Raw genomic sequence first — 13521 nt, forward strand, 5'->3', positions numbered from 1 at the left:
GCCGTATCTCTCGTACCCTCTTTCCAGAGTCTTTTACTAGGCACGACTCGGTAATTCACCCCTCCTCTGTAGACAGCGTCTCTCCCAAAAGAAGCATATCCCCCCACAGTGCCTTCCGCCGGCCAACATTCTCACCCAACTGAGCCGGGTGCCAAAGAGGTAGGAGAGGAACAGGCCCCTCCAGCCCTGGGATATGCGCCTCATGCCAACGACCACGCAGTTGGCTTAGGCGGGACGTTTTCTGCAACAGCATGAAGGCAGACGTACTGCCCATCGTGACGATCCGCCTAGGCCGGGCCAGAGCAACCGCCTTGTGCAGGATAGGCAGGCAGGCTTCCACATCGCGTTGTGAAACACTCTGCCCTCCCGGTGGCCGCCACGGAATGGCAGGTGCCATAGAAAGCTGCGCCCTCTCTAACCCCACGGACGACAGAATTTTGTCCAGCAGAGCCCCGACAGGCCCGGCAAACAAAGTCCCGTACCGGTCCTCGTCTTCATTTGGAACATCCCCAACCAGCAAGAGAGGCGCATCCTGTACAATGACCGGTGCTAGATGATGCTTTGCTGTCCGCATCAAACTGACCCCGGGAAGTTGCTGACTAGCCTTCATCAGGGCAGGCGCATCCTGAGCACCAGCAATCTCCGCCAGCACCTCTTCCAGCCCTTTTACGATACGCCGGGGCGTGACAGGTCGCTGTACGGGAGATACAGGCGAACGAGCAAGGCCCCGCCTAAGCTGGACAGGGCTTTCGTCCCAAACATCCCACGGCATATCTTCCATGAGGCCATCAATCCCCCATTCCTGATGCAGGCGAAGGGCAGCGAGGGCGTCCTGAGTGGAACAGGCTGGGAAAGATGCCATAATGAACAGGGACTCTTCTCTAACGGTTCCAAGGGAAAAGAGACGGCTACCGCCCCCTCATGGTCTTTAACCTCCCAATTTGTTACATAGCCTTATCAGAAATGAACACCCCTCCCCGGACACGACGACAGGACAGACCAGTCCTCCCAGCCTGTCCGCCTCTTTCTGCAAGGATGTCCTGCCATGGCGCTGCATCAGGATATGGCTCACGCCAAGATCAATCTGTACCTTCACGTCACCGGTCGCCGTGAAGATGGATACCACCTGCTGGACAGTCTGGCAGTCTTCGCTGGAGCGGGCGATCGCCTTTCCCTTTCCCCCGCCACACAGGGCCACGAGGAACATCTTACGTTGCAAGGCCCTTTCTCGGAGGGGCTGGAGGCCAATAGTGACAATCTCGCCCTGAAGGCCGCCCGAGGCCTCCGTCAGGCTCAGGAAGCTACCGGGAACACATTCCCAGCCGCTTCTCTATTGCTAGAAAAACACCTTCCCATTGCTTCCGGCATTGGGGGAGGGTCTGCCGATGCTGCCTGTGCTCTGCGGCTCCTAACCCGTTTCTGGCATCTACCGCCAGAAATGGCCCTCCGTGTCGCTCCTACTCTTGGGGCGGATGTTCCGGTCTGTCTGGCACAAAAAGCCACACGCATGGAGGGCATTGGCGAAATCCTGACAGCAGCCCCACCTCTGCCTACAATGGGTATGATACTGGTCAACCCGGGTGTTAGCGTCTCAACACCCAGCATTTTCAAACGGCTGGCAGCAACGGGCGGCATCAAAACCCGTGGACCGCTTAGCCTCCCCAAAGAAGGCTGGCCCACGCTGGATGCTCTCATCACCTTTCTGAAACAAACCGACAATGACCTCCAGCCCCACGCCATTGCTCAGGAGCCTGTTATAGCCACAGTTCTGGAGCATCTGGCGGCCCTGCCGGGTGTGCGATTCAGCCGTATGAGCGGTTCTGGCGCAACCTGTTTTGCTCTGTTCGATAGTGCAGACTGTGCCCTTAAGGCTGCGGAACACCTTGCAGAACAGCACACCGCCCGGACATGGTGGCACTGGGCTGGCCCTGTCCTACCCTGACCTCACCTGCACTTACCACCACAATAAAAAAGGCCCGCTACAGAAGCGGGCCTTCTCTATAATAAGACTAAAGAACCAGAGAACAGCTTACTGCGCCGTTCCCTTCAGGCGGGCATTACATTCGGAATAATAACCGCCGCCCTTCTGAATCCATTTCAGGCTACCATTCCGCCCGCTGCTCTTGTTGGCATTATACTGTGCCAGACATGTCTTCATGCGGGCCTTGCCCGGTGTAAGGGAGGCGAACTCTGGCGCAACTCGAGCTGGGAAAAGAGCAGCACCACTAGCAACCGGAGCAACAGCAGGGGCGGCAGCTGGTTTGCTGGCTCCAACCGGTGCAGGCTGAGCCGGGGCTATACCGCCATTTTTAGCACAATATCCCAACTTGAAATCAGCATATTTCTGTCCGCCCAACGCATTAGCCTTTTTGGCTTCGTCAAAAGCCTGACGGCAGGCTGTTGCGGACATTTTCCCCGCCGGGGCCGAGGCCGGAACCGCAAAGGCACCCTGCGCACCCAATACAGAACATACCACCACAGGCAGGCACAGACGTAGAAGCTTCATAGACGTACCCCTTCTCATTGTTCGTGATCAGGCTGAATGCCGGACACCAAAAATAGACGATTCCAGCCTTATAGGGCTGCTCTGCCTCCGACAAGAGGCAAAACATCCCCTCAAGCTCGCCTTAGTTCAACCGTTCCCCATGCTGGGTCAGATCAAGACCCATCTGCTCTTCTTCAGAAGAGACACGCATCCCGATCAGCCGGTCCACAACCCAGAAGATAAGTGCTGTCAACAAAACAGACCAAATGATCGTCACACCAACGGCCTCAACCTGCCGGAGCAGCTGGCTCCATCCGCCGCTCACACCAGCCGGATTAGAGGCCGTAGCTGAAAGCGGCCCGTAGGCGAACACACCTGTAAGGAGGGCACCAACAATCCCCCCCACACCATGCACACCAAAAGCATCAAGGCTATCATCGTAACCCAGCTTATTCTTCAACACCGCTGCGCTGTAGAAGCAGATTCCTCCAGCAACCAGCCCGATGACCAATGCCCCACCGGGCAACACAAAACCGGCAGCCGGGGTTACGGCCACAAGACCCGCCACCGCACCGGAGACAATACCCAGTGCCGTTGGCTTGCCATGCCGCCACCATTCCACAAGCATCCAGCCGACACCACCGCCAGCCGCAGCGACTTGTGTTGTCAACATGGCCATACCTGCACGGCCATTGGCACCCAGTGCCGACCCGGCATTGAAGCCAAACCAACCCACCCAGAGCAGAGCCGCCCCGATGATGGCATAGGCCAGATTATGCGGGGACATATCATCACGCTTCAGGCCATAACGACGACCGATCATGATGGCGCACACAAGACCGGCCACACCGGAATTGATATGCACGACCGTTCCACCGGCAAAATCCACAGCACCAAGACCAGCGACCCACCCCAGAGGACTCCACACCCAATGGGCAATGGGAGAATAAACCAGCAGGGACCAAAGGATTGTGAATACGCAAAGTGCCGAGAAGCGGATACGCCCCGCAAAAGCACCTGTCAGCAGGGCAGGCGTGATAATGGCAAAGGTCATCTGATACATTAGATAGACACTTTCCGGGATGGTCATGGGAGTCTCAGCCGAGGTGCCAGCCCCCAGCGTAAACGCTCCGTCCGCTCCCTGATGGATATGGTCCGCAATCCCACACAGGAAGAAACGAGACATATCCCCGATCCATGCCGTGCCCGTCGTAAACGCCAGACTATAGCCCAGCACGATCCAGACAATACTAACAATACAGCATATGCCGAAAGACTGGATCATGGTGGAAAGCACGTTCTTCCGCCGCACCATACCGGCATAGAACAACGCAAGACCGGGAATGGTCATCAACAGTACCAGAGCCGTGCTGACCAGCATCCACGAGGTATCACCTGTATCAATCGCGTGCATCAGAGAGCCCCCTCACCGGTTTCGCCTGTCCGGATACGGACCATCTGTTCCACATTGGCAACCATGATCTTCCCATCACCGATGCGCCCTGTCCGTGCTGCCTCGGTTATAGCATGAATGATATCAGGCACACGCTCATCCGGTACGACCGTTTCTATCTTAATCTTGGCGATGAAATTGATCGTATATTCCGCCCCACGGTAGATCTCCGTCTGGCCTTTCTGGCGCCCGAAGCCACGCACCTCCGTTACCGTCAGGCCATGCACGCCAAGCTCAGCGAGAGCCTCCCGCACGTCATCCAGTTTGAATGGCTTTATGATCGCCGTTACAAGTTTCATCCCCTGCGGCCCCTCTCCCATGGCTCTTTCACTGCTTGAAAGTGAAATCGTGCCACCTTCATAACGATTTCTGCAAGACTTTCTTTTCGGCAAGGATAGCGTTAGACACGATAAACCTGCTCCCCCAGCAAAAAGTGCCGCTATAGTGGGAGCGTCCAGCCATCTGTCGGGCCGGAAAGGAGCATCTGTTATGGGCACAGATTACGACCTCTGCATCAATGGTGGTGGCCCCATTGGGGCAACGCTGGCCTGCCTGCTGGCGCAAAAGGGACTACGCATCCTCCTGCTGGAACGCTCCCCCCTCTCTACCGCCCCAGCCCAAAACCCCGATGGCCGGGCCTATGCCCTCGCCGAGGGTATCCGCCCCCTACTGGAGGACGCCGGAATCTGGCAGGCTCTGCCACTCTCCCCACAACCCATCACCACCATTCATGTCACGGACGGTCAGGGCCGTATTCCTTCGACCTCCCGCACCACCATTACAGACGGGCTGAGTTTTACCGGCGAGGACGCCCCAGAAGACCGCCCCTTCGGCTGGATGGTAGAGGCCCACAACCTGCTGGCAGCCATTGCTCGCACCTTGATGAATCAACCGGGTCTTGATGTCCGGGCACCAGCAACAGGCCGCTTCACCTTCTCACCTGAACAAGCCCAGATTACCCTTGATACAGGAGAGAGCGTTACGGCCTCTCTTGTCATTGCGGCAGATGGGCGGCGGTCTCTGCTCCGCCAACAGGCGGGTATCGGTCTGACCCGTATTCCTTACAACAAGCTTGCCCTCGTAAGCGTGCTAGCCCATGAAAAACCCCATCACGGCAGTGCGCTTGAGAACTTCCTGCCTCAAGGACCTTTTGCACGCTTACCTCTACCCGGTACAGAAGCCCATCCCCACCGTTCTGCCATTGTTTGGACGGACCGACCGGAACGCATCGAACATTTTACACGCCTTGATGCCGCCAGCTTCACCCGACTGGTGAAAGACCGCCTCTGCGGGGAAGACCTCGGTGCTATCGAGGTAGCTGGCGAACATTGGACATACCCGCTAGCCTCCCAATATGCCCACCGCTATTACGCCACACGCCTTCTTCTGGCAGGAGATGCCGCCCACGGGCTGCACCCTGTCGCCGGACAGGGCATGAATCTCGGCTTCCGTGATGTCCGTACTCTCAATGACCTCCTAGGCGATGCTTACGCCTGTGGAGAGGACCTTGGGGCCCCGGCACTGCTCCAACGTTATCAACGCCTCAGCCGCCCGGGCAATCTCGCCATGCTAGCGGGCTGCGACATGATGGAGCGGCTCTTCAGTACAGACATGCCCATCATCCGTCATGCCCGTCATGCTGGGCTGATGGCGCTAAAACGCCTACCTGCTCTGCGACATGGTTTTGTTCAGCGAGCCATGGGATTATAAGACAACCGCTATGGCCAATTTTCTCGACAGGTTTCCACAATCCTCATCAGAGCCCGGATTTCTGGAAGAGTTCTGGGTCAATATGCGGGCACAGGCTTGCTGCTGTTCCGATGCGCTGATTCAAGGTCTTTTTGCCGTCAATATCTGCAATCATGCAGATTTTGCTTCGGCACTGGCCTCCCTGATCAGTGCCAAGCTCGCCGATCGTGCCATGACGGAGCCAGCCCTAATACACCTGATCGCCTCCATATTGGAGGCCAGCCCCGACATCATCCGTTCCGCTGCTTCGGACATCGTGGCAACCCTCCAAAGGGACCCGGCTTGCCCGGACCTTGCCACTCCCTTTCTATTCTTTAAGGGCTTTCATGCCCTGCAATCCTACCGCATCGCCCATCATCTTTGGCAGGCGGGGCGCAGGCCATTGGCTTATCACTTCCAGAGCCGTGTGAATGAGAAATTCGGGATCGACATACACCCGGCGGCCCGGATCGGCCAGCGCATCACCATTGACCACGGGACAGGCATCGTCATTGGGGAGACTACGATCATCGAGGATGACGTATCACTCTTTCAGGGTGTTACGCTTGGCGGAACTGGCAAGAACAGTGGGCAACGCCATCCCATCATTCGTCAGGGCTGCATGATTGGTGCCGGTGCCAAAATACTGGGCCATCTAGAAATTGGTGCCCATGCCCGTGTCGGGGCTGCTTCGGTCGTATTGGGTAACGTACCGCCTCATTCTACCGCTGTCGGCAACCCGGCCCGCATCGTCCGTTTTGGCGATATGGATCAGGACTTCACAAACTACCAGATATAACCAACCGCCCCTACTTATCCCCAGTTCAGGGGACAGGTTGGGGCATCATCCTGTGTGCCAGAGCGGGAGAAATGTGGATAAAATCCACTATCTCTTGGGAGTCCGCTAAATCCGGCTGTTGATGACTTATTCTAGTCTGGGTGGCCCTTCCCATCCGTTGCACAGCCCCTATGAAAAGGGCCGGACCCGCGCTTATGCACCAGTCCGGCCCCTTCTCAACCAGAGGCGTTACAAGCCCTAGCTCTTACTGATGAGAGAAATGGAAGCTCATTCCATAATCATATGTCTGGCCCGGCTTCAGCTCGATGCTCGGGAAACTCGGCATGTTCGGGCTGTTCGGGTAGAATTCCGGCTCGAAGGCCAGAGCATCCCACTTGTTGTACGGACGACCTGACGGCCCCTGATAGTTGCCGTACAGATGGTTAGCAGAATAGAACTGCATCCCCGGCATGTTGGTGGCTACGTCCATCACACGGCCGGAGCGGGGATCCGTCACACGAGCAACGACACGCTCCGTATTACCCGGCTGGGACGGACCGATCAGCACCATGCACTTATCATAGCCGCCCTGGGGCACCATCTGCGGGTCACGACTCAGCAGGCCTTCACCCACGGCATGGGGCTGACGGAAATCAAACGGCGTTCCATCAACAGAAGCCAGCTCACCCGTCGGGATGGAGTGATCGTCTGTCCGCAGGAAACGGTCAGCATAAATCTGCACCACTTCCGGGGCGATGGTCCCTGACCCCTCACCATTGAGGTTCCAGTAGTTATGCGTGGACAGGTTAACAACGGTTGGGGCCTTCGTGACCTCCGCATTGAACTTCAGGCTCAACGTATCATTACCGCTTAGACGGTAAGTGACCTGGGTCTTCAGCTCACCGGGGAAGCCCTGATCACCATCGGGGCTAACCAGCTTCAACACGACATAGGCCCCCTGAGAATCTACGCCCTTGCGCACGATCTTCCAGAGCTTACGGTCGAAACTATCGATGCCACCATGCAGGGTATTTGGCCCTTCATTGACATTCGTATGGTACTTCTCACCTTCCAGAGTGAAAGTACCACCGGCAATGCGGTTGGCGACACGTCCCAGAACGGCACCGAAGTGCGGGTCGGAGTTATGATTTTCATACCCGGCAAGGTTCGGGAAACCCAGAGCAATATTATCCAGACGACCATTACGATCCGGCACATCCACTTCGTGAATAATCGCCCCATAAGTCAGCACGACAACCTTCACACCATGATCATTAGTCAGGGTGACAGCCTTCACCTTCTGGCCAGTAGAAAGACGGCCCCAACTCTTCGCCTGGACCGTTGGTGCCGCGGAAGCCATGCCAGACAGGGCCACACTAGCAACCAAGGCACTGGCAGAGAGAAGCCAACTACGACTCTTTAGAAAACGGGACATAAAATCTCTCATAACCTTATGAAAATACATAACCCATCAGCGTGAGATGGATAGAAAACCCGTTTCCCGCCGGGGTTGACTTTCATCAGAAACCCCAACGATGCAAAAATGCAATACTTCTTTTCCTTAATATTCCTGAATATCCGAAAGGGGTAGGCAGCATGAGGTAAGTGCCATATGCTTGCAGGGTGTCAGTCTTTCGATTTGACACATGCAGAATCAAAATTGTGTGTTACGGCCCGTTCCCGTTTAGGCTCGCCATTGTCTTCCCTTATGGATGGCCATGGCAACGCCCCCCATAGCCGGGCCTTGAGAAAGAAGAAACAGGAGCGGCAACAGCATGGCGTGCACAGGCAGCACAGAACGGCATCATCGGGGCAAACTCCCTGTACTTTCCGCATTGGTCGGCTGCCTGGCTCTGCTGTCCCTTAGCGGGTGCGGCTCCCTCCATGCCAAACCACCAACCGACCCGGACGATCTGGCGGACTATAAGGCCGTCAACGATCCTTACGAGCCGTTCAACCGCAAAATGTTCAACCTGAACATGTGGGTCTATCACAAGGCCCTGCGGCCAGTAGGCCACTTCTGGAAGAACAATATCCCCCAGCCCATCCGCACATCTGTAGCTACACTGAATGAAACATGGCGCCAGCCAGCCGTGTTCTTCTCCGATGTAGGGGCAGGCCGCCCACGGCGGGCCGGTGATTCCTTCATGCGGTTCCTGCTGAACATGACAACAGCCGGTTTCTATGACGTAGCCCAGCATCTCGGCTACAAACAGCATGAGACCGACCCCGGCATGGTGATGGCCCTCTGGGGCATCAAGTCTGGGCCTTATATCTTCCTGCCCGGCTTGGGGCCCACCAATTTCCGTGACGCCGCAGGCTATGCCATCGGGCAGGGCCTGACACCCATCAATTATGTTCCAAGAGGATATGGTCTCATTAGCTTCAATTGGGGCTATAATATTCTCGGTACCTTCAATACCTTTGCAGATAGTACAGACCAACTAGACCAACTAGAACACCAAAGCCTCGACCCTTACGCCTTCATGCGGAGTGCATGGCAGCAGCAACGTCAGAGCCAGATAGACGCCCTTAAGGCTGACCACCGCGCCACTACCCCTGACTGGTACTGACCATTCCATCCTCCCCGAGGATAGCCTTTATTGGAAGGATCCCTATATATGATGCTCCGTCAGCTTACACGCCGCACCATTCTGGGAGCTGCCAGCCTGTTCGCTCTCGTCCCTACGCTAGCCTTTGCCGCACCCTCCGGCGATGAGGCCAAGGCATTCGTCAACGACTTTGGCGGGAAACTGGTCAATGTTCTCAATAGTGACGGCTCCCTAGAGAAGAAGCGCGAGGTCCTTCTGCCACTTCTGCTTGCCAATGTGGATGTGCAGGGAATCGGCCGCTACTGCCTTGGCCGTTTCTGGCGGGTCGCTACGCCAGAGCAGCAGAAGCTTTATCTTGAACTGTTTCAGGATGTCCTGCTGAATGCTGTCATGGCCCGTGTGGGAGAATACCAGAACATTTCCATCCGTCTGGTAGATACTGTGCCCTCACCAGCTGGCCAGAAAGTAACCCTTGAAATTTCCCGCCCCCATCAGCCATCCATCATGATGACGGCAGTCATTGATGGCGAGCCACCCAAAGTCGTAGACCTGTACGGGGAAGGTGCCAGCATGCGCCTGACGCAGCGCAGTGATTATACGACCTATCTCACCCGTCATGGTGGACAGGTGCAGACGCTCATCATGGCTCTCAAGCACCAGCTGGGTCGTGACTGAGCACATCCGTGCGACGAATCAACCAGTGGAAGGGGGGCTCCGGCCCCCTTTTCTCTTTAGCTGAATGGAGCCCTACCTTTCAGCTGCTACCCCACACTCCCCACGACCATCGCCCTGAATGACTGACGATCTCGCACTTTTTGACTTCACCCTCCCCCGGGATCATATCGCCACAGAGCCTGCCCGCCCTCGTGATATGGCGCAGCTCCTGCATGTTATCCCACCCACCCTTGCCGGAACCGATGAGGCATCCCTCGCCCTCCATCGCATCCGCAACCTGCCTGATCTGCTAAAAGAAGGCGATCTGCTCATAGCCAACGATACAGAGGTTATACGGGCCAAGATGGAAGCCCGACGGGGTGAAGCAAAAATCGGTATCACGCTGGATCGCATCCTGCCAGAAGGCCAATGGCACGCCCTAGCTCGCAATGCCCGCAAGCTCCGCCCCGGCGATCAGCTCCGCTTCGAGGACGACCCCGTCACCGCCGACGTGCTAACCAACGAAGGCGATGGTGCCGTCACCATCCGTTTCTCGGTAGAAGGTGATGAGTTCGATGCGTTTCTAGAGCGTCGGGCTGCTCTAGCCCTGCCGCCCTATATTGCTCGCCCTCACGGCCCAACCGAGGCGGACAATAGCGATTACCGCACTATTTTTTCCCGCTTCCGTGGGGCAGTGGCTGCTCCAACAGCGGGACTGCACTTTACAGAAGACCTGCTGAAGGCTCTGGCCGCCAAAGGGATCAGCAAACAGACCCTGACCCTGCATGTCGGGGCGGGCACGTTCCTGCCCGTACGCAGCACCATTGCCGAACATAAAATGCATGCGGAATGGGGACATATTGACAAAGAAACGGCCTGCCTCATCAACGAGACCCGTGCCAATGGGGGACGTGTCGTTGCCGTGGGAACGACCAGCCTGCGCCTTCTGGAAAGTGCCGCTGACGAACAGGGGATCGTCCATCCATGGACGGGCGAAACCTCCATCTTCATCAAACCCGGCTATCGCTTCCGGGCCGTAGATGCGTTGCTAACCAACTTCCATCTGCCCCGTTCTACGCTTTTTATGCTGGTTTGCGCTTTTGCCGGTACACAGACCATGCGCCATGCCTATCATCACGCCATCGCCGAGGGGCTGCGCTTCTATTCCTACGGCGATGCCTGCCTTCTGGAACGTGCCCCATGACGACTGAATCCATCCGCCCTACCCTAACCCCGTCCGACCATATGCACTGGCAGAAAGACGCCCAATGCGGGCAAGCACGTGCTGGCTGGCTGCATACCCGCCACGGCAGTGTGCCGACACCGACCTTCATGCCGGTTGGTACTGTCGGGACCGTCAAAGGGATTACGATGGATAATGTCCGGGCTACCGGGGCTGGCATCGTGCTGGGCAATACTTATCATCTCATGCTGCGCCCAACGGCTGAACGTGTCCAACGTCTCGGCGGGCTGCACCGCATGATGGACTGGCCCGGCCCCATCCTGACGGATTCTGGCGGATTTCAGGTCATGTCTCTGGGGCCATTGCGGAAGATGGATGAGGATGGTGTCACCTTCCGTTCCCACATTGATGGCAGCTCCCACCGGCTCACGCCTGAAAGCTCAACGGACATCCAATACAAGCTGGATGCCACCATCACCATGGCTTTTGATGAATGTCCTGCCCTCCCCGCTACAAAGGATGCTCTGGAAGCCTCCATGGAACGCTCCATGCGATGGGCTGCCCGTTCCCGTGAGGCCTTTATCGCCCGCCCTGGTTATGGGCAATTCGGCATCGTGCAGGGCGGCACAGAACAAGACCTGCGGGAACGCTCCGCCCTTGCCCTGCGTAAGATCGGCTTTGAAGGCTATGCCATCGGCGGGCTGGCCGTGGGCGAAGGGCAGGAACTGATGTTCTCCACGCTGGATTACACCACCCCCATGCTGCCCGAGGACCAGCCCCGTTATCTGATGGGCGTTGGCACGCCGGATGACCTGCTGGGTGCCGTCATGCGGGGCTGTGACATGTTCGACTGTGTCATGCCCTCCCGTGCCGGCCGTACTGCCCGCGCCTATACGGAGCGGGGCACGCTCAATCTCCGCAATGCCCGCTTTGCCGAGGATACCCGCCCCATCTCCCCCGAGGATGACAGCCCCATGGCAGGCCGGTACAGCCGAGCCTATCTGCACCATCTCTTCCGGGCTAATGAAATGCTGGGGCCGATGCTCCTGACCCTCCATAATCTTGCTTATTACCAGCGGCTCATGCGCCAGATACGAGCCGCCATCGTGGCTGGAACGCTGGAACAGACTGCCGCCGAACTCCGCCAAAACTGGGCCAAAGGCGACTGGAGTGAAGATGAATGGCCCATGCCCCGCTATCAGCAGGGCTAAATATTTCCCCCTAATGAGTGGCCAGTTCTCGCACGACTGGACTGGCCACCTGATAAGCTGCCCCGGTAGGGGCACAAAGCCCGGTAGATTTTCCCCATGTACGGCATTGGCCAGCATGATGACCGGGCCCCTCATTCAGGGGCATATCTAACCTGCAACGCCAGTGCCTGATCTACCTACGTCACGAAGAAAAATCGTAAAAATAACCGCAAAAAAGCACAAGAAATTCATGGTCTATAAAGACGGAATACGCCGGAATTACAAGAAAATCCCTTTCCATCTATAGTACCAACTGCCACACTTCCTAGATGAACGAAAACTCGCCCCCTCCCCAGCTTCAGAAACGTAGCCTCAGCCTATATGGGCATAGGACATCCATCGCACTGGAACCCGAATTCTGGCAGGTAGTGGAAAGCATGGCCCGTTCCCAGAATCTCGCCCTTGCTGCCTTCATAGCCCGGCTGGACCGGCACCGCCCCCCAGAACAAACTCTAGCTTCACTGCTCCGCCTTACTGCGCTGCGCTTTGCCCTTCGTCAGCCTCCCACCAGCGCAAAAGGCCACGATATTCCTGTTCCGCCTCTCCCATCCCCATGATAGAGTTTTGGACCATGTGAACAGGGAGAGGCGATAATGGCTTTCTGGGGTAAGATGTTTGGTGGCATTGCCGGATTTGCCGCAGGTGGGCCCATTGGCGGCATTCTAGGAGCCGTCTTAGGGCACATGAGCGATACGGACAGACTCCTCACCCCACTTTCTGGCACATGGGGGGACCGTTTCCCTGCACGGGGGCAGCCAGACCCACATAATGCCGCCTTCTTCACCGCAGCCAAGCTCTCCGCCCTCATGGGCAAGACAGATCAGCTTTACGGGTTGGGTGTTGTCACGCTCTCAGCAAAACTGGCTCGCATTGATGGCCCCGTAAACCGGGCAGAGATTGATGCCTTCAAAGGGGCTTTCCGCTTTCCTGAAGAGAACCAAAAAGAAGTTGGGCTGCTCTTTGACAAAGCCCGAAACAGAACAGACGATTTCGAGCTGTACGCACGGGAACTAGGCCGTGCTTTTGCCGACAAGCCAGAACCGCTGGAAACGCTACTTAGTGTTCTTTTCCGTATCGCCAAGGCAGACCTACCCGCTGGTGCGCCTCTGCATCCTGCAGAAATGGATTATCTCCTCCGCACACACAGGGCTTTCGGCCTCTCAAAACGAGCTTGGGAACGAGCTGAAGAAGGGCAGTCCCGGGCTGCCTCCACCTCTTCCGCAGCAGAATGTTATCGCATTCTGGGGATCAGTGCGACAGCGAGTGACGGCGAGGTCAGAGCCCGCTGGCGCATATTGATCCGTGAGTATCACCCCGACCGTCTCGCCCAGCGGCCTATGAGCGATGCTCAGCGTCAAGCAGCGCAGGAACGTGTAGCGCGCATTAATGCCGCATGGGACCAGATAAAACGGGACCGTGGCCTGTAAAGCAGGCCCTT

At 57.0% G+C, this 13521-nt stretch carries 14 protein-coding genes; 9 read left to right on the plus strand and 5 right to left on the minus strand.

From position 1 onward, the window contains the following. Window positions 1–55: 55 nt before the first annotated feature. Window positions 56–862, minus strand: a complete 807-nt coding sequence (locus CPA57_RS05945; protein WP_182081931.1) for a uracil-DNA glycosylase — start codon at window positions 860–862, stop codon at window positions 56–58. Between the two features lie 183 nt (window positions 863–1045). Here CPA57_RS05945 and CPA57_RS05950 point away from each other — a divergent pair, with 183 nt between their 5' ends. Then, entirely contained in the window at window positions 1046–1942 is an 897-nt protein-coding gene (locus tag CPA57_RS05950) for a 4-(cytidine 5'-diphospho)-2-C-methyl-D-erythritol kinase (protein WP_182081932.1), read from the plus strand. 87 nt (window positions 1943–2029) lie between these two features. On the opposite strand, the gene CPA57_RS05955 is transcribed toward CPA57_RS05950, so the two are convergent. The 3 genes from CPA57_RS05955 to CPA57_RS05965 all read right to left on the minus strand — a co-directional run bounded on the left by CPA57_RS05955 (window position 2030) and on the right by CPA57_RS05965 (window position 4237). Then, entirely contained in the window at window positions 2030–2506 is a 477-nt protein-coding gene (locus CPA57_RS05955) for a hypothetical protein (RefSeq protein WP_229709293.1), read from the minus strand. Between the two features lie 121 nt (window positions 2507–2627). Beyond that, window positions 2628–3899: an ammonium transporter gene (locus CPA57_RS05960; protein WP_182081933.1), complete on the minus strand. Its 1272-nt coding sequence runs from the start codon at window positions 3897–3899 to the stop codon at window positions 2628–2630. Beyond that, window positions 3899–4237, minus strand: a complete 339-nt coding sequence (locus tag CPA57_RS05965; RefSeq protein WP_182081934.1) for a P-II family nitrogen regulator — start codon at window positions 4235–4237, stop codon at window positions 3899–3901. Before CPA57_RS05965 ends, CPA57_RS05960 begins: the two co-directional genes overlap by 1 nt. A gap of 190 nt (window positions 4238–4427) precedes the next feature. Here CPA57_RS05965 and CPA57_RS05970 point away from each other — a divergent pair, with 190 nt between their 5' ends. Both CPA57_RS05970 and cysE read left to right on the plus strand, forming a co-directional pair. Next, window positions 4428–5648, plus strand: a complete 1221-nt coding sequence (locus CPA57_RS05970) for an FAD-dependent monooxygenase (protein ID WP_182081935.1) — start codon at window positions 4428–4430, stop codon at window positions 5646–5648. 82 nt (window positions 5649–5730) lie between these two features. Beyond that, window positions 5731–6465, plus strand: coding sequence for a serine O-acetyltransferase (cysE, locus tag CPA57_RS05975; protein WP_229709321.1), 735 nt, complete (start codon window positions 5731–5733; stop codon window positions 6463–6465). A 244-nt stretch (window positions 6466–6709) separates the two neighbouring features. Here cysE and CPA57_RS05980 read toward each other — a convergent pair whose 3' ends face one another. After that, window positions 6710–7879 (minus strand): aldose epimerase family protein, encoded by a 1170-nt coding sequence (locus CPA57_RS05980; RefSeq protein ID WP_182081937.1) that lies wholly within the window; start codon window positions 7877–7879, stop codon window positions 6710–6712. A gap of 340 nt (window positions 7880–8219) precedes the next feature. Between CPA57_RS05980 and CPA57_RS05985 the strand changes: the two genes are divergently transcribed. The 6 genes from CPA57_RS05985 (at window position 8220) to CPA57_RS06010 (ending at window position 13510) form a co-directional block, all read left to right on the plus strand. Next, window positions 8220–9017 carry an MlaA family lipoprotein gene (locus CPA57_RS05985; RefSeq protein WP_182081938.1) on the plus strand — a complete coding sequence of 266 codons (798 nt, stop codon included), beginning with the start codon at window positions 8220–8222 and terminating at the stop codon, window positions 9015–9017. A 48-nt stretch (window positions 9018–9065) separates the two neighbouring features. Further along, the gene (locus CPA57_RS05990; RefSeq protein WP_229709294.1) at window positions 9066–9671 is read left to right on the plus strand and encodes an MlaC/ttg2D family ABC transporter substrate-binding protein; all 606 of its coding nucleotides are present in this window, start codon (window positions 9066–9068) and stop codon (window positions 9669–9671) included. A gap of 118 nt (window positions 9672–9789) precedes the next feature. Beyond that, window positions 9790–10854, plus strand: a complete 1065-nt coding sequence (gene queA, locus CPA57_RS05995) for a tRNA preQ1(34) S-adenosylmethionine ribosyltransferase-isomerase QueA (protein ID WP_182081939.1) — start codon at window positions 9790–9792, stop codon at window positions 10852–10854. 41 nt (window positions 10855–10895) lie between these two features. Next, the gene (gene tgt, locus CPA57_RS06000; protein WP_182082098.1) at window positions 10896–12044 is read left to right on the plus strand and encodes a tRNA guanosine(34) transglycosylase Tgt; all 1149 of its coding nucleotides are present in this window, start codon (window positions 10896–10898) and stop codon (window positions 12042–12044) included. 308 nt (window positions 12045–12352) lie between these two features. Continuing rightward, complete coding sequence (locus tag CPA57_RS06005) at window positions 12353–12640, plus strand: ribbon-helix-helix domain-containing protein (RefSeq protein WP_182081940.1); 288 nt, start codon at window positions 12353–12355, stop codon at window positions 12638–12640. A gap of 36 nt (window positions 12641–12676) precedes the next feature. Then, window positions 12677–13510 (plus strand): TerB family tellurite resistance protein, encoded by an 834-nt coding sequence (locus tag CPA57_RS06010; protein WP_182081941.1) that lies wholly within the window; start codon window positions 12677–12679, stop codon window positions 13508–13510. The last annotated feature ends 11 nt before the right edge of the window (window positions 13511–13521 follow it).

Source organism: Bombella favorum (assembly GCF_014048475.1).
Classification (GTDB): Bacteria; Pseudomonadota; Alphaproteobacteria; order Acetobacterales; family Acetobacteraceae; genus Bombella; species Bombella favorum.

Coding starts and splice junctions, on each gene's coding strand:
- CPA57_RS05945 (WP_182081931.1), bottom strand. CDS start 862: ATGGCATCTTTCCCAGCCTGTTCCACTCAGGACGCCCTCGCTGCCCTT.
- CPA57_RS05950 (WP_182081932.1), top strand. CDS start 1,046: ATGGCGCTGCATCAGGATATGGCTCACGCCAAGATCAATCTGTACCTT.
- CPA57_RS05955 (WP_229709293.1), bottom strand. CDS start 2,506: ATGAAGCTTCTACGTCTGTGCCTGCCTGTGGTGGTATGTTCTGTATTG.
- CPA57_RS05960 (WP_182081933.1), bottom strand. CDS start 3,899: ATGCACGCGATTGATACAGGTGATACCTCGTGGATGCTGGTCAGCACG.
- CPA57_RS05965 (WP_182081934.1), bottom strand. CDS start 4,237: ATGAAACTTGTAACGGCGATCATAAAGCCATTCAAACTGGATGACGTG.
- CPA57_RS05970 (WP_182081935.1), top strand. CDS start 4,428: ATGGGCACAGATTACGACCTCTGCATCAATGGTGGTGGCCCCATTGGG.
- cysE (WP_229709321.1), top strand. CDS start 5,731: ATGCGGGCACAGGCTTGCTGCTGTTCCGATGCGCTGATTCAAGGTCTT.
- CPA57_RS05980 (WP_182081937.1), bottom strand. CDS start 7,879: ATGTCCCGTTTTCTAAAGAGTCGTAGTTGGCTTCTCTCTGCCAGTGCC.
- CPA57_RS05985 (WP_182081938.1), top strand. CDS start 8,220: ATGGCGTGCACAGGCAGCACAGAACGGCATCATCGGGGCAAACTCCCT.
- CPA57_RS05990 (WP_229709294.1), top strand. CDS start 9,066: ATGATGCTCCGTCAGCTTACACGCCGCACCATTCTGGGAGCTGCCAGC.
- queA (WP_182081939.1), top strand. CDS start 9,790: ATGACTGACGATCTCGCACTTTTTGACTTCACCCTCCCCCGGGATCAT.
- tgt (WP_182082098.1), top strand. CDS start 10,896: ATGCACTGGCAGAAAGACGCCCAATGCGGGCAAGCACGTGCTGGCTGG.
- CPA57_RS06005 (WP_182081940.1), top strand. CDS start 12,353: ATGAACGAAAACTCGCCCCCTCCCCAGCTTCAGAAACGTAGCCTCAGC.
- CPA57_RS06010 (WP_182081941.1), top strand. CDS start 12,677: ATGGCTTTCTGGGGTAAGATGTTTGGTGGCATTGCCGGATTTGCCGCA.